Source organism: Herbaspirillum sp. NPDC101396 (genome assembly GCF_044767365.1).
In the GTDB taxonomy this organism is placed as follows: domain Bacteria; phylum Pseudomonadota; class Gammaproteobacteria; order Burkholderiales; family Burkholderiaceae_D; genus Herbaspirillum.
Genome location: NZ_JBIWNT010000002.1, coordinates 288,487 through 306,495 on the forward strand (window position 1 = coordinate 288,487; position 18,009 = coordinate 306,495).

Here is an 18,009-nt window from a genome sequence, read left to right on the forward strand (position 1 = left end):
AGGAGATTTCGCATGTTCGTAAAACGCCGCATCATGATCGTACTGGCGCTGGCCGGTTTGTCCGCACACACGCTGGCGCAGAGCCCGGCGGGCTATCCCGCGGACTACGCCAAGGTAGTCGAAGCGGCGAAGAAGGAAGGCAAGGTCGTGGTCTACAGCACCACCGATTCCAAGGCGGCGGAAGCGCTGATCCGCGATTTCAGCACCCTGTATCCGGCCGTGAAGGTGGAGTACAACGACATGAACTCCACTGAAGTCTATAACCGCTTCATCTCCGAAGCCGCCGCCGGCGGCGCTACCGCCGATGTGATGTGGTCGTCGTCGATGGACCTGCAGATGAAGCTGGCGTCGGAGGGCTACGGCCTGGCCTACAAGTCGCCGGAAGCGGCCGCCGTCCCGGCCTGGGCCAACTGGAAGGACACCGCTTACGGAACGACGTTCGAGCCGACCGCCATCGTCTATAACAAGCGCCTGGTGCCGGAAGCCGAAGTACCGGCCACGCACGCCGACTTCACCAGGCTGCTGACCACCAGGCTCGACAAGTACAAGAACAAGGTCACCACCTACGACATCGAGAAGTCCGGCGTCGGCTTCAGCCTGATCACGCACGACCTGAAACTCAATCCGCAGTTCTGGGACTTCGCCAAAGCGCTCGGCGGCGTGGCGGTGCGGGTGCAGTCGTCCACCGGCACCATGCTCGAACGCATCTCGTCGGGCGAGAACCTGATCGGCTACAACATTCTTGGTCCGTACGCATTGACGCGCGCCAAGAAGGATCCGTCGATCGGCATCGCCTTCACCAAGGACTACAACCTGGTGCTGTCGCGCGTGATCTTCGTCAACAAATCAGCCAAGAACATCAACGCCGGCAAGCTGTGGCTGGATTACATCCTGTCCAAGCGCGGCCAGACCATCATCGCCAATGATGCGCAATTGTTTGCCATCCGCGGCGACGTTGCCGGCGCCACCACCTCGGCCGAGCTGACCAAACAACTCGGCGCGGCATTGAAACCGATGCCGGTCAACACCGACTTGCTGGAATACCTGGACCAGACCAAGCGCCTGGCTTTCCTCAAGCAATGGAAGGATGCGGCCGGCAAGAAGTAAGCGCCGGCAGCGATAAGTCCGGCGCACGGCCGGACTGCCTTGTAGCGACATTCATCTCGTAGTACCCGTCTTGGGGACGCAGCTGTTGCGCCTCCAGGCCCCCGGCTTGTCTGAATTGTCGAGATGCCGGAGACGCGGGCTGCTTCATCACCAGAAACGGCAGGTTCTCATGCAAACACTTTCTTCCACCACCGGCGCCTTGCCGATACGGCGCGCCCGCTTCCGCCTGAACTGGCCGCGCGGCGTCGTGGTCGCGCTGGCGGCGCTGGCCATTTTCGTGCCGCTGCTTCTGATTTTCTATCAAAGCTTCCTGTCGGCACCGTTCTTCGCACCGGTCAAGACGCTGACGCTGGATTCGTATCGTTTCATTTTTGACGATTCCGATTTTCGCCAGGCCTTCGTCAACGGCTTCTATCTCGCCTCCGGACTTGCCCTGATCGCGGTGCCGCTGGGCGGCATGCTGGCCTTCCTGATGGTACGTACCGACTTGCCGGGGCGCGCCTGGATTGCGCCGATGCTGCTGGTGCCGATCTTCGTCTCGCCGATGGTGATTGCCTTCGGTTACGTGGTCTCGATGGGACCGGTCGGGTTCTATACCGTGTGGGTGCGCAACCTGCTGTCGGTGGTCGGCTTTGAAGGTGATCCCTGGAACGTGTATTCCTTCCCGTCCATCGTCATCATTGCCGGCCTGACGCACGTGCCGCATGTCTATCTGTACGCGTCGGCGGCACTCAAGAGCCTGGGCTCGGATGTCGAAGAAGCTGCGCGGGTGGCCGGCGCCTCGCCCCTGCAGGTGGCGCTCAACGTGTCGCTGCCGATGATCATGCCGGCGCTGGCCTATTCGGGCGTGCTGGTGTTCTTCCTCGGCTTCGAAGTGTTCGGCCTGGTGCTGGTGCTCGGTGATCCGGAAGGCCATCTGGTGCTGGCGACCTATCTCTACAAGCTGACCAACAAACTTGGGACGCCCTCGTATCATCTGATGGCGGCGGTCGCGGTTTGCCTGGTGGCGGTGACGATGCCGCTGGTGATGCTGCAGCGCTGGTTGCTGAAGTCAGCAAACAAGTACGTCTCGATCAAGGGCAAGGGCGCGCGCCAGAAGGCGCTGCCGCTCGGCAAGTGGCGCTGGATCGCGTTCGCGCTGATCGCCTTCTGGCTGCTGTTCACGGTGATCGTGCCGCTGTCGGGCATCGCGTTGCGCACCTTCGTGTCGCACTGGGGCGACGGCGTCAAGCTGATGGAGGTGCTGACGCTGCAGAACTTCCGCGACGTCTGGAGCCAGCCTTCGCTGGTGCGCGGCATCATCAATACGGTGCTGATCGGCGTCATCGGCGGCGCGTTTGCGGTGGTGTGCTACAGCGCGATTGCGCTGGCCATGCATCGCAAAAACGACGGCATCACGCGCTTCCTCGACTACAGCGTACTGGTGCCGCGTGCGGTGCCGGGTTTGCTGGCCGGCCTGTCCTTCCTGTGGGTGTTCCTGTTCGTGCCGTCGCTGCTGGACAACTTCCTCAAGGGCTTCGACAACGACGTCGCGCGCTGGCTGTCGGACAGTTTCATCCCGCAATTGCGCTCGTTGCGTTCGACGATCTTTTCGGTGTGGCTGGCGTATTCGGTGGTGTGGATGGCCTACGGCCTGCGCCTGATCACCACCGCCTTGCTGCAGGTCGGTCCCGAGCTGGAGGAGGCGGCGCGTGCGGTCGGCGCACAACGCGGCCAGGTCACGCGCGACGTCACTCTGCCGCTGGTGAAGTACGGCCTGCTGGGCGCGTGGCTGATGGTGTTCCTGATCTTCGAGCGCGAATACTCGACCGGCGTCTACCTGCTGTCTCCGGGCACCGAAGTGATCGGCTCGATGATCGTCTCAATGTGGGCCGCAGGCGCGGTGGAACTGGTGGCGGCGCTGTCCTTCATCAACATCACGCTGGTCGCCATCGGTCTCGGAATCGCCCTGCGCTTCGGCATCAAATTGCACGATTAACTTACTCAACATACGAGACTGCGGCGTGATCGCCGCAGCCTGCAATCAAAGGAATCATCATGTCAGAACTCTCCGTCAATGATTTGCACCTCGACTACGGCAGCGGCGCCGGCGCCAATCCAATCCTCAAGGGCGTCTCCATGCAATTGCAGCGCGGCGAAGTGGTCGCCTTGCTGGGCCCGTCGGGCAGCGGCAAGACCACGCTGCTGCGCGCCGTCGCCGGGCTGGAGTCGCCCAAGGCCGGCACCATCGATATCGCCGAGCGGCGTGTGTTCGACGGCCCGCGCAATTATGAAATGCCGGCCGAAGAACGCAATCTCGGGCTGGTGTTCCAGTCGTACGCACTGTGGCCGCACAAGACCGTGTTCGACAACGTCGCCTACGGCCTCAAGCTGCGCAAGATGGGCGGCAGTGAGATTGCGGAGCGCGTCAAGGCCGTGCTCTCGCAACTCGGCCTCGGCCACCTGGGCGAGCGCTTTCCGCATCAACTGTCCGGCGGCCAGCAGCAACGCGTCGCGATCGCACGCGCGCTGGTCTATAACCCGCAGGTCATCCTGCTCGACGAACCGCTGTCCAATCTCGACGCCAAGCTGCGTGAAGAGGCGCGCGCTTTCCTGCGCGAACTGATTGTGCGACTCGGCCTGTCGGCGCTGATGGTCACGCATGACCAGGGCGAAGCGATGGCGATTTCGGATCGCATCCTGCTGCTCAACAACGGCAAGATCGAACAGCAGGGTACGCCGCAAAGCATGTACCAGACTCCCGACACGTTGTTCACTGCGGAGTTCATGGGTAGCAACAATCGTCTCAAGGGCAGGGTGCTGCAGCGCGACGGCCAGCGCGTCACCTTGCAGGTCGAGGGCGGCACGGTAGTCGCCAGCGCGCGCGGCGGCAATATCGGCAATGAGGCCACCGGCATCATCCGCCTCGAACAGGTTCGCATCTCAGACCACCAGACCGACAACGCCATTCGCCTGCCGCTTTCCACGTGCATGTACCTGGGAGACAGGTGGGAGTGCCTGTTCAAAGCCAAGAGCGCGGACAGCACGACGGTCGGCTTGCGCGCCTACGCGCCGCACAAGCTGGCGCAGGGCGAGTACTGGCTCACATTGCCGGAACAAGCTTTGTGGGCTTTTTGATTTCAACGTAACAACACCGCAACACCACAACCATAAAAACGATTTTTACCAAGGAGAAACCAGAGTGCAAAAAAAATTATTGGCAGCTGCCATCCTGTCGACCCTGAGCGGCGCGGCGGCGGCGCAGAGCAACGTCACTGTGTACGGCCTTATCGACACCGGCATCGAATACCTCAATAATGCAGGCGCCACCGGCGGCAGCGTCACACGCATGAGTTCCGGCGCGATGAATACCTCGCGCATCGGCTTTCGCGGCACCGAAGATCTGGGCGGGGGCCTGAAGGCGATCTTCCAGCTGGAAAACGGTTTCAAGCTCGACAACGGCGCCTTTGACGGCGACGCCGGCCAGCTGTTCAACCGCCAGTCCAACGTCGGCCTCGAAGGCAGCTTCGGTCGCATCGTCGCCGGCCGTTCGTTCAGCACCACCTACGACTTCATTTTGCCGTTCGATCCGATGGGTTACTCGGCGCAATATTCGTGGGTGACGTCGGCCGGCGCCACCGGCGGGCGCAAGGACGGCATGCCGACCGGCGTGTCCAACCTGGTCAAGTACCAGGGCGACTTCGGCGGTTTCAAGCTGGGTGCGATGTACGGTTTCGGCGAAGTGGCCGGCAGCGTCAATGACTCATCCAAATATGGCCTCGGCCTGGGATACGGCAACGGTCCGTTCTCGCTGGCGACCACCTACGATCGCGTCAACGGCACCGCCGCAGTGCCGGGCGGGTCATTCGACAAGACCACCACGGTGCATCTGGCCGGCGGCTATCAGGTCATGGAATCGCTGAAGTTCAACCTCGGCTACCGTTACTTCAAGAAGAGCCTGGCGTCCGGTGCGACCGACCTGCGCAGCGATTTCTACTGGGGCGGTGCAACATACAAATTCACACCGGCCTTGAGCCTGATCGGCACGATCTACTATCAGAACCAGAAGAACCTGGTCACCGATGCCGATCCGATCATGTATTCGCTGCGTCTGAAATACGCCTTGTCCAAGCGCACCGATTTGTACGCCAGCGGCGCTTATGCAAAGGCGAAGAACAACCAGCTGGTCGGCCTGTCGCGTGACGACGTCGGCTTCGGCAACAGCCAGGTTGGCGTCACCCTGGGCATGCAGCACCGTTTCTGAGCCGCTTGGGCATCAAGAAGCAGGATGAGCGTTGTGGCGCCGGTGCGATGCAGGTGCCGGCGATCACAACAGCTCAGCATTGACCATTCAGGGAGCAACTTTCTCCCGACATCGCAACTTCGGCAGGGGGCACGGTTTTTTGCTGCCATCCGTCGAACGCGGTGTGCAATAGCGTGCTGAAGGCGGCCACCGATTGCGCTCCCGACAGCGCCTGTTTTCGATCCAGTACGAAGAAGGGGATGCCGCGCACGCCGATCTGACTTGCCTGCGCCACATCTTCCTCGACTTCAGCAGCATAGGCGCGCGACGACAACATGATTTCCGTCGCCGACGCATCCAGTCCGAGCTCGTCCCCCAGTTGCGCCAGGACCCGGCGGTCCTCCAGGTTCAAGCCTTCTTCAAAGAATGCCTGGAACAGGCGCTCCTTCATTTTGCTTCCCAGATCGTTTCCAAGATCGTGCATCGCGGCCCAGTGCACCATTCTCAGTGCGTCGAATGTGTCGACCATCTGCAGACGGTCGAAATCGAATCGAATGTCGACGTCGCGGCCCAATGCAGTCACATGCGCGATCGCCTGTTGCATGGACGATCTCGCCAGGCCCTTGGTCTTGGCGAGGACCGTGCAGGCGTCACTTCCTTCCTGGTACCGGACGTCGGGGAAAAGACGATAGCTTTTCCAGACAACCTGAATCTGCCCCTTGTGCGCGAAGGCGTCGAGTGCCTCGTCAAAGAGGCGTTTGCCGATGAAGCAGAAGGGACACATGATGTCGCTCCAGATCTCGATCTGCATTTTTTCGGATGGTGTGGTGTTCATGTATTTTTTCGTTGAAAATTGGAAGTTCGCCGATGCGGATGGGCGGCGGCAAAGTTGTTCAGGCTTGCGCCATGGCGTTCTGGGCGAGGTCTTTCCAGGGAATCTGCGCGGCCCAGCTGTCAATCGAAGCTTGCGGCACGGCAAATTCAGCCCTTGCCGCGCGCAGGTCGACGTTAAGGATGTCGGCATGCGCGGGATTGGTCATGTAGCGATACAGATTGGCGAGAGCGCCGCCGGTCTCGGCGCCGAAGGCGGCGGACAGTCCGGCTTCGAATTGCTCGATCGGCAGCGGGAAATAGAACACGTTGCGACCCACGGCCTTGCCGATGGCGGCGGCCAGTTCATTGCCCGTGATCGCTTGCGCGCCGCCGATGTCGAATGTCGGCCGTCTTGCCGCCAGATCGGGACGTTGCAGGGCGGCGACGACATAGGCGGCGGTTTCTTCCCAACTGATCCAGGATACTTTCTGGCCGGCGGGAACAGGGTAGGCCAGCACGCCATCGTTGACGATCGACGGCGTCGCGAACGGCGCGGTCAGGTTGCCCAGGTACAGCGTGGGGCGCAATACGATGCTGGGGATAGTCGCCTGCTTCAGATAACGTTCAAGCTCGGACTTGATATCGATTGCGACGCTGCCGGTGGCCTGCCCCGCCTCGGCTGCACCGACGATGCTGGTATTGAAAACCATCAGCGGCGCCTCGGCTGCGACGGCGGCGTCGATCGCGTTTCTGCCCCAGCGAATTGCCTTGTCGGCGTTGAACTGCAATGGCAGGGCAAAGTAGACGCCGGCGACGTCGCGGCTCGCGGCCAGCAGTTGTGCCGGCGAATCCAGGTCACCGATCGCGACTTCCACACCGGTGTCCTCGAACGAGGATTTGTTGTCGGCATTTCGCAGCAGCACGCGCACCTTCTTGCCGCTTGCCCTCAACGCGCTCACCACTGCACGGCCTTGTGCGCCGGTGGCGCCGAGCACCAGATAGATTTGTTCTTTCATCATTGACTCCAAAATGTGGTTAAGAAGTCAACAGTGTAGGAGCTTGGTCAGGTATTGAATAGAATGTACATGCATGTGCAATACCCACAAAAATGTACCTATTGGAGCCGTCATGAAAGCTGCATCACCTGATCGTTGTCCCGTGGATATGGCGCTGGATCTGGTCGGCGGCAAATGGAAGTCACTGGTGTTGTATCGCCTCAGCGCGGGGACTTTGCGCTTCGGGCAGTTGCAAAGAAGCATTCCTGAAGTGACGCAGCGCATGCTGACGCTGCAGCTGCGCGAGCTGGAGCGCGACGGCCTGGTGCGCCGGGTGGTGTATGCGGAGGTGCCGCCCAAGGTGGAGTACAGCCTGACGCCGCCGGGGCAGTCATTGACGCCTGTGCTTGAGCAATTGGGGGGATGGTTCCATCAGAACGTGTCGGCGTTGCAGGACTACGCGGATGCCGGCACGGCAGAAAGCGGAGAAGACTGAACATTGTCTCCTCCGGTGAGATGCCCTCAGTCTTCCGTTTCGATCTCTTCGAACACGCCTGCGCCGCGATTCTTCACTACTTTATCCCAGGCAAATACGCGCCCGTTCATCGCGACATACACGCCGTGCGGCAGCAGCTGCGCCACGCCGCAGGCGAAGCCGAAATTGAATTGCGCATCCGAGCCGTGGATGGCGTAAGGAATCATGGCGCCGGTCAGTACGATGGTCCTGGCCAGTTGCGCCGCGCCGAGCACGCGTGCGGTGTCCTGCATGGTGTCGGTGCCGTGGATGACGACGATGGCGTTTTCTTCCGAGCGGTCGCATGAGGCGAGCACGCGGCGCCGGTCGATGTCCTGCATGTCGAGCGAATCGAGCAGCGGCAGTTCTTCCAGCGTGACGGGAACGGTCAGGCGTGCACGCGCGATGACCTCGGGCAGGTGGCTGTTGGCGAAAACAAGCTGGCCGGCGAGCTCGTCGTAGTGCTTGTCGAAGGTGCCGCCGGTGGCGATGATGCGTAAAGTCATGATCATGGAAAATCAGAAAAAGTCCCAGCCATCATACCCCACATCACGCTACCGGCGGCCCGTGCAAATCAACTCTTGATTACGCTGCCAGCAGCTCTACCGTGCGTTTGCCGTCAGCTGCGACTACCGGGGCTGCCGATTGCGCGGCAGCTTCCACAAGCTCGGGCGGCATCGCTATCTGGCCGTCGATCAACAGCGCGAACAAACGCTCGACGTCGATCGCCTGGATCAGCAACTGGCCGTTGTTGGCCTTGATCACCTGGGTCACCAGCATCGATGCACCCTGCATCGCGAACGGCGTGTGCATGATCTGGGCAGGATTGAACTGCGGCACGGCGTGCAGCTCATCGACCAGCAGGCCGATTGTGTGTTCGCCTTCGCGCACGATCATCACCTGGCTGCTGCCGCTGACGGCGGAGCGGGTGCCGCGCATCATCTGGCCAAGGTCGAACACCCAGACGAATTCCTTGCGCTTGCCGTCGCCGTCATCGCGCCGCAGGTTGAGCACGCCGATCTGTTCCGGCCGCGAGCCCATCGAGGTGGGTAGCACTTCGCTGAACGGCACCGCTTCCACCACGTGGGCGGCGGAGATGGCGAACAGGTTGTGGTCGCTGAAGAAGGTGGCGTATTCGTTGCCGTCGGTGATGGTCGGATCGGTTTCGAGCAGGTATTGGCGGCCGTCGGTTTGCGAACCTGCGCCTTGCACCGCGCCGAAGGATTCGAATACCACCGCGATGACGTCTTCCTGGTAACCGTCGCTGACCTTGAATTCACGATAGCCGTTTGATACCGAGCAGGCGACGATGGCATATTCGCCGTCGTGCACCGCGACCTGCGACGCACGGCCGCCGTTGGGGATGGTCAGCAGCGCCGGATCGATGTCCAGCGTCTCGCCGACGCTGCGCGCGCTGTCAGTGGTCGAGATGATGCGTGCATTGCGATCAATGTAGAAAGCCTTCATATTCTTCTTGGCGGTAATGCCGCTGGAGAGCATGTTGGAAAACTCCGGCATCGAGTCGAACACGATGCCGATGCCGCCTACCACCACGGCTTCGTTCTCGAGATCGCGGATCGCTGCGTGATAAATGTAGGTGTCCTTGCCGTCGTACAGCGCACTCGGCGTGAAGGCGCTGACGTAGTACTGCTGCTGCGTGCGCAGCGACAGCACCTGGCGCAGGCTGTCTTCATCAACGTTGCCGCCGACGATCTCGCCGGTGTTGTCGCCGGTGCTGGCGATGATGCGGCCGTGGCGATCGTAGACGAAGATGCGCGTGTAGACGGTATACAGACCGTTGATGTAGGCCAGGATATTGGTCATCTTCTCGACCGTGGCCTGGTCCTGCGCCGGTTGCGCCAGCGCGCTGCGCAGTTCCGGCGTGAGCGCCCACCAGCGGCAATCGTCGGAGCGCTCGTAGAGATTGCGGTCGAGCAGGTCTACCAGCAGGCTGGTGGTGAACTCGGCATCGCGCATGCCCGACACCAGTACGGTTTGGTAGAGGTCATGAATCGATTGCGCGAACAACTCGTTGCTGCGATTGCCGGTCTCGCTGATCTGGTCGAGGATGGTCTTGAGCTTGAGCATTTCGCCGCGTTGGCCCGCGGTCATGACCTGGCCGTTCCAGACGATGCGTTGGATGGTCTTGGCGGCGGTCATGATGTCGTACAGCGGCGGGCAGAATGAATGCGCGTGCGACAGCAGGCCTTCGGCAATCTCGGGCGACAGCTTGGTGAGCACGTCGCTGATGACGCCGCTGAAGGCCACCTCGACCGGAATCATCACCTGGCCTTGCCAGCCGCTCGGACCGGGATAGCCCTGATAGCCGTCGGAGGACACCGTACGGACCAGATATTCGCGGCCGCAGAACAGCATCAGCGCGGCGTTGCCATCGCGATTGACCGGCACTTCGGTGCCGACCGGGATCCACAATTTATCGGCGCTGGCGATGACGCGGTTGTCGGCGTCCAGCAGCAGCATGTTGGAGCGCGCTTCGGCGTCACGATGCGAAGAGAAGATGCCGGCCATTTCTTCTTCGAAGTGGAAGCACAGGCACAGGATGCCGACTACCGCACCAGTTTGGGGATGCTGCATGCGACGCGAATAAATCAGTGCACGTTCCTTGCCGGGACGCAGGTCGCTGAAGCGGAAGGTCTCCACATAAGTGTCGGAGTTGAGCGTCTCGGCGATCAGCGCATCGGCGCTGTGTTCCAGCGGTGTGGCCGGATCGATCTGCACCAGCACGTTGCCTTCGGTGTCAAGCAGCATGATCTCGTCGTAGACGGTGTATTTATCGCGGTACTGGCGCAGGCGATAACGGATCGCCTCCACGCTGTCGGGGCCGTCAGTGACGCCGGCGACAAAATTGCACAGTTCGCGATCAGTGGCGAGGAAGCCGACGTCGGCGGTGCGCTCGAACAGATTGCGCACCACGATGTCGATCACGTACTGCGCCTTGGTGCCGATTTCGGTGAGCACGTTGCGGACTTTTTCCTGGACCAGGCTGACCACCAGCTCGCGTTCCAGACGGCTGAAGCCGGTGCGCGTTGCCGCCATGGTCGGCAGGATGGTCTTGGCTTCACTGGGGCAATTCATTTTTGCCGAGGCTTCAATCACACGCCACATCAGATTCAGTTCCTGCAGCGACTGTTCGCATTTGGTGACGTCGCGCATGTACGGCAGGAAGGTTTCGGTTTGAATCGCTACGTGTTCAGTCATGTTGTCCCTTTTATTGAAGAAGCCCGCAAGAACTTGTCCGCGCCGCACTTATATTTAGTAATTAATGTCGGCACTCAGTTGTTATTACGCAAATTGCGTGCCACGCATTCTATTGGTAAAACGATATGCATGTTGTCTACAAGATCGTCCGCAAAGCCGCATGCAGATTGACTTTCAATAATTTCCGCGTGGAAATTGTAAAGACGTTTTTTGTCGTAGCGGGAACTGCGCGGCGAATTATTTTTCTGAATCGCTCATTGCGTACGCGCTGATCGCTAATGCTGCCCGGTCAGGTTTTTGATAGTTGGATAAAATCGAGACATGAAACCGATTGCTCCCGGCACCGTCATCTTCCATCGCCATCGCGGCTATGGCGTCATCGTCTCCGTCAACTTGCTGACGGGATGGATTTCTGCGCGCTTCGGCAGCGAGGTGCGCACGCTCGATTTGAATCTGTCATCCGATGAAGTGCAGCATGCCGACGGTACGCCGATCATGTTCCGCCGCCAGCCGCCCGACCGCATGCCGCATGCGCGCCTGATGGCGATGGTGCGCGAGTTGCACGCGGCCGGTTATCAACGCTTGTATCTGTACAGCTGGCCCAAGCCTTCGGGCCTGCACTGGCGCTGGCATTTGTTCGCGGGGCCGCGTCATTGGAATGAACGGCCGTGGCGCGAAGGCTGGTACGGCTCGGGCGCGGACTACAATTTCAATCCGATTTTCGGCTGGGGCGATACGCCCGGCGCGAGCGCCCAGGATCTCGCCAGCGCACTGGCGCAATTCGATCCGCAGGGACTTGCGCAGGCGCTCGGACGCGATGAGGATCACACGGCGTGGTTTGCGGCGGTGTGCGATGCGCTGTTGCCGCATCATGCGTATAGCATGGGATGGGATCACGCCGGATCGATGCCGGAACATTTGCCGGTCATCGCCGTGCGCAGGGGAGTGGAGCCGTACGCCGGGCGGCCGCTGCCATGGCCGCCCGGCTGGCTGCATCTATGGAAGGTGTCGCACGCCCAGCATCTGCAGTATGCGCCGCCGACGCCGGTGCGCGTCAGGCCAACGCCTCAGGATTGAGGACGTTCTTCGGCGCGCCGTTGGCGAAGTCGACGATGTTCTGGAAGGCCGCGCGGAAGTACAACTCGTAGCCGTCTTTTTCCACATAGCCGAGATGCGGCGTGGCCACCACGTTGTCCATGCGCAGCAGCGGCGAGTCCTGCGGCAGCGGTTCGGTTTCGAACACGTCGAGACCGGCGAAGCCAGGACGGCCCTGCTGCAGCGCTGCTTCCAGTGCGCCGCTCGCCACCAGTTCGGCGCGGCTGGTGTTGATGAAGGTGGCGCTGGGCTTCATCTGCGCCAGGTCTTGCTCGGTGACGATGCCGCGCGTGGCGTCGTTGAGGCGCAGGTGCACCGAGACGAAGTCCGCCGTCGAAAAAAATTCTTCCTTGCTGGCGGCGGCGGTGTAGCCGTCTTTCTGCGCCTGCTCCAGGCTGGCCTCGCGTCCCCACACCACGATCTTCATGCCGAAGGCTTTGCCGTAGCCGGCCACCATGCGGCCGATTTTTCCGTAACCCCAGATGCCGAGCGTGCGGCCCTTGAGGGCGACGCCGATGGGATTACGTTCCGGCGCGGCCGAGACTTGCTGCCAGAGGCCGGCCTTGAGGTTGGCGGTGTATTGCGGAATGCGGCGACCCGCCGCCATGATCAGCGCCCAAGTCAGTTCGGCCGGTGCGGTAGGGTCGCCGACGCCTTCGACGATGGCGATGCGCTGCGCGGTGGCGGCGGCGACATCGACGTGGCCGCTGATCTTGCCGGTTTGCGAAATCAGCTTCAACGCAGGGAGTTTTTCGAGGATGGCTTTGGTGAAGACGGTGCGTTCGCGGATCAGCACCAGCGCGTCGAACGGCGCCAGGCGCGCGACCAGCTGGCCGGCGCCGCGCACGGTGTTGTTGAATACCTTCACGTCATGACCGTCCAGCAGCTTGAAGCAGTCGAGTTGGCGGACGCTGTCCTGGTAGTCGTCGAGGATGGCGATCTTCATGTGGTCTCCGGAAGGCGGTAGGTGTTGGGGAAAACCACATCATAAAACGCCCGCCGGATTTTTGCCGCATCGGTTCAGCCGATGAAAATATCAGGCCGGGATTTCAATCACCAGCTTGCCGCGCGCGCCGCCTGCATCGATGACGTCGTAAGCGGCATCGGCCTGGTCGAAGCCGAAGCGACGCGGATCGACCTGCACCACGATCTTGCCGGCTTCAATCAGCTTGGTGGCTTGCTCCATGATCTCGCCATGATGGGCGCGACCCTTGCCGGTCAGCAGTGGCATCAGCGTGAACACGCCCGAGTAAGTCGCGGCGCGGAACGACAGCGGCGCCAAGGCGTGCGTGCCCCAGCCGAGACAGCTGACGACGTGGCCGTGGTAGCGTTTCGCCGCGATGAAGGAGGCGTCCAGCGTGGCGCCGCCGACGGTGTCGTAGACGATGTCGAAGCCTTCGCCGGCTGTGTATTGCTGCACGTATTCTTCCACCGTGGCGGTGCGGTAATCAATGAAGGTGGCGCCGTAGCCGGTGATGACCTCGCGCTGTTCGGCCGAACCGGTGGCGTAGACGTCGGCGCCGAAGGCCCTGGCGATCTGCACTGCAATATGGCCGACGCCGCCGGCGCCGCCGTGCACCAGCACCTTCTGGCCGCTGCGCACATGGGCGCGATCAACCAGACCTTCCCAGGCGGTGATGAAGATCAGCGGCAGCGCGGCGGCTTCACGCATGCCGACGTTGGCTGGCGTGTGCGCCAGCAGGGCGGCGTCGACGGCCGCGAATTGGGCCAACGAACCTTGTACTCTGCCGACGCCGCCGGTCATGCCGTAGACCTCGTCGCCGACGTTGAAGCCGGACACGCCGGAACCGATCGCTTCGACCACGCCGGCCATGTCGATGCCGAGCACGGCAGGCAACTGCGCCTGCGCATGTCCGGCCTTGCCGGCGCGGATCTTGGCGTCGAGCGGATTGAGTCCGGCCGCGCGGATGCGCACCAGCACCTGGCCCGCGCCGGCAACGGGGCGATCAACGCTGGTGGTTTGCAGCGGTGCGCCATGGGCGCGCAGCAGTACTGCGGTCATGGAGGACGCGTTGGAGGTATTGGAGGATGCGGTGGTCATGGCGTTTCCTTTCTGAGTCTGTGGATGAGTGACGCCGCGTTCTTGTTTGCAGCGATGAAGCAAGTCTAGAGACGGAAAGGCCTGAGAAAAACGGGGCAGACGGCAATACAGAATGGTGAAAACGTGGATAATCGGCAGCACCCACGAATCCTCATTCGTCATCCCTCATACGCCGGAGAAGAACAGCAAACATGGACCGCCTGGATGCCCTGAAAGTGTTTTGCAACGTCGTCGAGGCCGGCGGTTTCAGTCGTGCGGCGGACCGGCTCGGGATTTCGACCTCATCAGTGACCAACCAGGTGTCGGCGCTGGAGACGCATTTCCGCGCCAAGCTGCTCAACCGCACCACGCGCAGCATGTCGCTGACGGAAGAGGGGCGCCGCTGTTACGAGCAGGCCTTGCTGCTGCTGGGCGGCATGAGCGACCTGGAAGGCAGCATGATGCAATCGCAGGCGCTGCCGGCCGGCACGCTGCGCGTCGACATGCCCAGCGTGATCAGCCGCCAGTACATTGCACCGGCGCTGCCGCAGTTCCTCGCGCAGTATCCCGACCTCGCACTCAAGATCACGGTGGGCGACCGCATGATCGACATGGTGGAAGAGGGCGTGGATGTGCTGATCCGCATCGGCGACCTGCCTGATTCCAACCTGATCGCCAAAACCGTCTTCAAGACCAGCTACATGTGCTGCGCCTCGCCTGAATTCGTCGCGCGCCATGGCGTGCCGAAGACGCCGCAGGAGCTGGCCGATTTCCCTTGCCTGGGCTTCCTCAATCCGAAATCGCGCATGGTGCGGCCCTGGCAGTTCAGCAAGGGCAAGGAAAGCCATAGCTACGTGCCCAAGGGCGCGCTGGCGATGGATCACGTCGAGTCGCTCATCGAAGCGGCCAAGGCCGGTTGCGGCATCGTCCAGCAAATGTCGGTGTCGCTGATCCCGCCGGTGCGCAGCGGCGAACTGGTGCCGTTGTTGCCGGACTGGCTGGCGCCGGGGCCGGATGTCTCGGTGCTGGTGCAGCAAAAGAACCATCGCGCGGCCAAGATCAAGGCTTTTGTCGATTTCGTCGCCTGCGTGTTCTAAGGTGATCTCTACAGCGGAAAATTGTTGCCGGAGGTCCAACTTTCGGGGCTGCTGCGCAGCAATGTCGGTGAATTGCTGACGCCATGTCGGCCGTTTGTCCTGTGGCACTTTGACCCGCACGAAATGTCCATTCAGTAAGGCTCAGGCAAGCAAAGCCCTTTTGCTGCGCTGCTTCGTAATGAAAAAACACAATCGCGTTAAAAGCGTATTTCCTACTACATTAGTCGGTTACTTTTCACTACAAACAAGCAGGGTACGGGTGTACAATCGCCGCCTGATTTTCATAAAGTCGGCTGCTGCGGAACAATCTTTCGCGCCTGATTTTATGGATGGTTTCAGGCGAGGCCTGAAGCATTCGACAAGACCGCCGTACCACCGGCTGATGGCGCCACCCGCCTCGCCGGCTGCATGCAACGACGATCCTGCCGTGCCAACGAATTCGATTTAACTTTAGGCATTGGAGGTAGTGTTTATGAATCAACCTGTCATGGAAGGCGTCGCCGCATTGAACGCCCCCGCTTTCGTCAAACACCAAAAACTGATCAACTGGGTCGCCGAGATCGCCGCGCTGACCAAGCCGGAAAGCATCTACTGGTGCGACGGTTCGCAGGAAGAGTACGACCGCCTGTGCGCTGAAATGGTCGCCGCCGGCACCATGAAGAAGCTGAACCAGGACAAGCGCCCGAACAGCTATCTGGCCTGTTCCGATCCGTCGGACGTGGCGCGCGTGGAAGACCGCACCTTCATCTGCTCCAAGAACAAGGATGACGCCGGCCCGACCAACAACTGGACCGACCCTGCCGAAATGCGCACGACCCTCAACGGTTTGTTCGATGGCAGCATGCGCGGCCGCACTTTGTATGTGGTGCCGTTTTCGATGGGCCCGCTGGGTTCGCCGATCGCCCACATCGGCGTCGAGCTGTCCGATTCGCCTTACGTTGCGGTGAACATGCGCATCATGACCCGCATGGGCAAGGCCGTGTATGACGTGCTGGGCGCCGACGGCGATTTCGTACCTTGCGTGCATACCGTTGGTGCACCATTGCAAGCCGGCCAGAAAGACGTCGCCTGGCCATGCAACCCGACCAAGTACATCGTCCATTATCCCGAGACTCGCGAAATCTGGTCCTACGGTTCCGGCTACGGCGGCAATGCGCTGCTGGGCAAGAAATGCTTCGCGCTGCGTATTGCGTCGACCATGGGCCGCGACCAGGGCTGGCTGGCCGAACACATGCTGATCCTCGGCGTCGAATCTCCTGAGGGTAAAAAGCACTACGTCGCAGCGGCTTTCCCATCGGCCTGCGGCAAGACCAACTTCGCCATGCTGATTCCGCCGAAGTCCTTCGACGGCTGGAAAGTCACTACCATCGGCGACGACATCGCCTGGATCAAACCGGGTGAAGACGGTCGCCTGTACGCGATCAATCCGGAAGCGGGTTATTTCGGCGTGGCCCCAGGCACCAATGAAAAGACCAACTTCAACTGCATGGCTTCGCTGCGCGCCAACACCATCTTCACCAACGTCGCGCTGACCGACGACGGCGACGTCTGGTGGGAAGGCATGACCAAGGAAGCGCCTGCGCATCTGGTCGACTGGCAAGGCAAGGACTGGACACCGGAAATCGCCAAGGAAACCGGCCGCAAGGCAGCGCACCCGAACGCGCGTTTCACCGTCGCCGCGACACAAAACCCTGTGATCGACGCAGCCTGGGATGACCCGGCCGGGGTGCCGATTTCGGCCTTCATCTTCGGCGGTCGCCGTTCGACCACCGTGCCGCTGGTGACCGAAGCGCGCAACTGGGTCGAAGGCGTCTACATGGCTGCGACCATGGGTTCTGAAACCACCGCAGCCGCGGTCGGCCAGCAAGGCGTGGTGCGCCGCGATCCGTTCGCGATGCTGCCGTTCGCCGGCTACAACATGAGCGACTACTTCCAGCACTGGCTGAACCTCGGTCGCAAGATCGCCGCTTCGCCCGCCGAACTGCCGAAGATCTACTGCGTCAACTGGTTCCGCACCGACGCCGACGGCAAGTTCGTCTGGCCAGGCTTCGGCGACAACATGCGCGTGCTGAAGTGGATGCTGGAACGCATCGAAGACCCGCAAGGCGTGCGCGTCGGCGGCGTTCCACACATCTTCGGCGTGTCGCCGCGTTACGAAGATCTGCAATGGGACGGCATCGATTTCACGCCGGAACAGTTCGCCACGATCACCTCGATCGACAAGGCGGCCTGGGCCAAGGAAGTCGAGCTGCACACCGAGCTGTTCGACAAGCTCAAGCACAATCTGCCGCGCGAGCTGGTGGAAGTGAAGGTGGCGCTGGAGAAGAAGCTGGCGGCGTAATCAGTGACGTTGTGCACCGCCAAGGAAAAACGGCCATCTTTCGATGGCCGTTTTTTTATGTCCGCAAGATAGTGTGCAGCACCGCGCGCATGTGCTCCGGCACCGTCACCGGTCGTCGTGTCGCCGCGTCGACGTAGACGTGGATGAAGTGTCCCTGCGCCGCGGCCGTGTCGTCGCCCTCGCGGAAAATTCCCACCTCGTAACGCACGCTGGAGTTTCCCACGCTGGCCACGCGCACGCCGACATGGACCAAGTCCGGGAAGCTGACAGGGGCGAAATAATTGCACTGGGTTTCAATGACCAGGCCGATGACGTCGCCGTCGGGAATGTCGAGCGCCTTGCTTGCCATCAGGAAATGATTCACGGCCGTGTCAAACCAGCTGTAATACACGACGTTGTTGACGTGGCCGTAGACATCGTTGTCCATCCAGCGCGTCTGCAGGGGGTGGAAATGAGGATAGTCGGCGCGGCGGGAAGCGGTCGGTTTGCTGGTCATCGTATTTTTGCCTCGGTGTTTTGCCAGGTCGCACGCATGTTGCCGTGCTGAAGTAATATTGCGGCGGGA

The 18,009-nt window shown here is 61.3% G+C and carries 15 protein-coding genes; 8 read left to right on the forward strand and 7 right to left on the reverse strand.

Annotated features, from left to right (window positions below):
- The first annotated feature begins 12 nt into the window (after nt 1-12).
- The 4 genes from ACIROY_RS06290 to ACIROY_RS06305 all read left to right on the forward strand — a co-directional run bounded on the left by ACIROY_RS06290 (nt 13) and on the right by ACIROY_RS06305 (nt 5,350).
- A complete protein-coding gene (locus ACIROY_RS06290) occupies nt 13-1,107 on the forward strand; it encodes an ABC transporter substrate-binding protein (RefSeq protein WP_402340609.1) in 1,095 nt (364 codons plus the stop codon).
- 169 nt (nt 1,108-1,276) lie between these two features.
- On the forward strand, nt 1,277-3,085 hold the full coding sequence (locus ACIROY_RS06295) for an ABC transporter permease (RefSeq protein WP_402340610.1): 1,809 nt from the start codon (nt 1,277-1,279) through the stop codon (nt 3,083-3,085).
- A gap of 59 nt (nt 3,086-3,144) precedes the next feature.
- Nucleotides 3,145-4,224 carry an ABC transporter ATP-binding protein gene (locus tag ACIROY_RS06300; protein WP_402340613.1) on the forward strand — a complete coding sequence of 360 codons (1,080 nt, stop codon included), beginning with the start codon at nt 3,145-3,147 and terminating at the stop codon, nt 4,222-4,224.
- A gap of 64 nt (nt 4,225-4,288) precedes the next feature.
- On the forward strand, nt 4,289-5,350 hold the full coding sequence (locus ACIROY_RS06305) for a porin (protein ID WP_402277285.1): 1,062 nt from the start codon (nt 4,289-4,291) through the stop codon (nt 5,348-5,350).
- Nucleotides 5,351-5,423: 73 nt separating this feature from the next.
- Here the strand turns inward: ACIROY_RS06305 and ACIROY_RS06310 are convergent, their stop codons facing one another.
- Both ACIROY_RS06310 and ACIROY_RS06315 read right to left on the reverse strand, forming a co-directional pair.
- Nucleotides 5,424-6,164 (reverse strand): DsbA family oxidoreductase, encoded by a 741-nt coding sequence (locus ACIROY_RS06310; RefSeq protein ID WP_402340615.1) that lies wholly within the window; start codon nt 6,162-6,164, stop codon nt 5,424-5,426.
- Between the two features lie 58 nt (nt 6,165-6,222).
- A complete protein-coding gene (locus tag ACIROY_RS06315; protein ID WP_402277281.1) occupies nt 6,223-7,158 on the reverse strand; it encodes an SDR family oxidoreductase in 936 nt (311 codons plus the stop codon).
- A 112-nt stretch (nt 7,159-7,270) separates the two neighbouring features.
- Here ACIROY_RS06315 and ACIROY_RS06320 point away from each other — a divergent pair, with 112 nt between their 5' ends.
- The gene (locus ACIROY_RS06320; RefSeq protein ID WP_402340618.1) at nt 7,271-7,633 is read left to right on the forward strand and encodes a winged helix-turn-helix transcriptional regulator; all 363 of its coding nucleotides are present in this window, start codon (nt 7,271-7,273) and stop codon (nt 7,631-7,633) included.
- A 26-nt stretch (nt 7,634-7,659) separates the two neighbouring features.
- Here ACIROY_RS06320 and ACIROY_RS06325 read toward each other — a convergent pair whose 3' ends face one another.
- Both ACIROY_RS06325 and ACIROY_RS06330 read right to left on the reverse strand, forming a co-directional pair.
- Nucleotides 7,660-8,157, reverse strand: a complete 498-nt coding sequence (locus ACIROY_RS06325; RefSeq protein WP_402341385.1) for an asparaginase domain-containing protein — start codon at nt 8,155-8,157, stop codon at nt 7,660-7,662.
- 79 nt (nt 8,158-8,236) lie between these two features.
- Nucleotides 8,237-10,870, reverse strand: a complete 2,634-nt coding sequence (locus ACIROY_RS06330; protein WP_402340621.1) for a chemotaxis protein CheW — start codon at nt 10,868-10,870, stop codon at nt 8,237-8,239.
- Nucleotides 10,871-11,191: 321 nt separating this feature from the next.
- Between ACIROY_RS06330 and ACIROY_RS06335 the strand changes: the two genes are divergently transcribed.
- Nucleotides 11,192-11,947 carry an L-asparaginase gene (locus ACIROY_RS06335; RefSeq protein ID WP_402340623.1) on the forward strand — a complete coding sequence of 252 codons (756 nt, stop codon included), beginning with the start codon at nt 11,192-11,194 and terminating at the stop codon, nt 11,945-11,947.
- Here ACIROY_RS06335 and ACIROY_RS06340 read toward each other — a convergent pair.
- Nucleotides 11,925-12,911, reverse strand: a complete 987-nt coding sequence (locus ACIROY_RS06340) for a D-2-hydroxyacid dehydrogenase family protein (RefSeq protein WP_402340626.1) — start codon at nt 12,909-12,911, stop codon at nt 11,925-11,927. The two genes, ACIROY_RS06335 and ACIROY_RS06340, sit on opposite strands and share 23 nt — an antisense overlap.
- A gap of 90 nt (nt 12,912-13,001) precedes the next feature.
- The gene (locus ACIROY_RS06345; RefSeq protein WP_402340629.1) at nt 13,002-14,027 is read right to left on the reverse strand and encodes a zinc-dependent alcohol dehydrogenase family protein; all 1,026 of its coding nucleotides are present in this window, start codon (nt 14,025-14,027) and stop codon (nt 13,002-13,004) included.
- A 191-nt stretch (nt 14,028-14,218) separates the two neighbouring features.
- Here ACIROY_RS06345 and ACIROY_RS06350 point away from each other — a divergent pair, with 191 nt between their 5' ends.
- Entirely contained in the window at nt 14,219-15,103 is an 885-nt protein-coding gene (locus tag ACIROY_RS06350) for a LysR family transcriptional regulator (protein WP_402340632.1), read from the forward strand.
- A gap of 472 nt (nt 15,104-15,575) precedes the next feature.
- Nucleotides 15,576-17,444, forward strand: a complete 1,869-nt coding sequence (locus ACIROY_RS06355) for a phosphoenolpyruvate carboxykinase (GTP) (RefSeq protein WP_402340635.1) — start codon at nt 15,576-15,578, stop codon at nt 17,442-17,444.
- 55 nt (nt 17,445-17,499) lie between these two features.
- Here ACIROY_RS06355 and ACIROY_RS06360 read toward each other — a convergent pair whose 3' ends face one another.
- Nucleotides 17,500-17,940 (reverse strand): acyl-CoA thioesterase, encoded by a 441-nt coding sequence (locus ACIROY_RS06360; RefSeq protein ID WP_402277265.1) that lies wholly within the window; start codon nt 17,938-17,940, stop codon nt 17,500-17,502.
- Nucleotides 17,941-18,009: the final 69 nt, after the last annotated feature.

Excerpts from the sequence above, each read along its gene's own strand:
- ACIROY_RS06290 (WP_402340609.1), top strand. The coding sequence starts at position 13 with ATGTTCGTAAAACGCCGCATCATGATCGTACTGGCGCTGGCCGGTTTG.
- ACIROY_RS06295 (WP_402340610.1), top strand. The coding sequence starts at position 1,277 with ATGCAAACACTTTCTTCCACCACCGGCGCCTTGCCGATACGGCGCGCC.
- ACIROY_RS06300 (WP_402340613.1), top strand. The coding sequence starts at position 3,145 with ATGTCAGAACTCTCCGTCAATGATTTGCACCTCGACTACGGCAGCGGC.
- ACIROY_RS06310 (WP_402340615.1), bottom strand. The coding sequence starts at position 6,164 with ATGAACACCACACCATCCGAAAAAATGCAGATCGAGATCTGGAGCGAC.
- ACIROY_RS06315 (WP_402277281.1), bottom strand. The coding sequence starts at position 7,158 with ATGAAAGAACAAATCTATCTGGTGCTCGGCGCCACCGGCGCACAAGGC.
- ACIROY_RS06320 (WP_402340618.1), top strand. The coding sequence starts at position 7,271 with ATGAAAGCTGCATCACCTGATCGTTGTCCCGTGGATATGGCGCTGGAT.
- ACIROY_RS06325 (WP_402341385.1), bottom strand. The coding sequence starts at position 8,157 with ATGACTTTACGCATCATCGCCACCGGCGGCACCTTCGACAAGCACTAC.
- ACIROY_RS06330 (WP_402340621.1), bottom strand. The coding sequence starts at position 10,870 with ATGACTGAACACGTAGCGATTCAAACCGAAACCTTCCTGCCGTACATG.
- ACIROY_RS06335 (WP_402340623.1), top strand. The coding sequence starts at position 11,192 with ATGAAACCGATTGCTCCCGGCACCGTCATCTTCCATCGCCATCGCGGC.
- ACIROY_RS06340 (WP_402340626.1), bottom strand. The coding sequence starts at position 12,911 with ATGAAGATCGCCATCCTCGACGACTACCAGGACAGCGTCCGCCAACTC.
- ACIROY_RS06345 (WP_402340629.1), bottom strand. The coding sequence starts at position 14,027 with ATGACCACCGCATCCTCCAATACCTCCAACGCGTCCTCCATGACCGCA.
- ACIROY_RS06350 (WP_402340632.1), top strand. The coding sequence starts at position 14,219 with ATGGACCGCCTGGATGCCCTGAAAGTGTTTTGCAACGTCGTCGAGGCC.
- ACIROY_RS06355 (WP_402340635.1), top strand. The coding sequence starts at position 15,576 with ATGAATCAACCTGTCATGGAAGGCGTCGCCGCATTGAACGCCCCCGCT.
- ACIROY_RS06360 (WP_402277265.1), bottom strand. The coding sequence starts at position 17,940 with ATGACCAGCAAACCGACCGCTTCCCGCCGCGCCGACTATCCTCATTTC.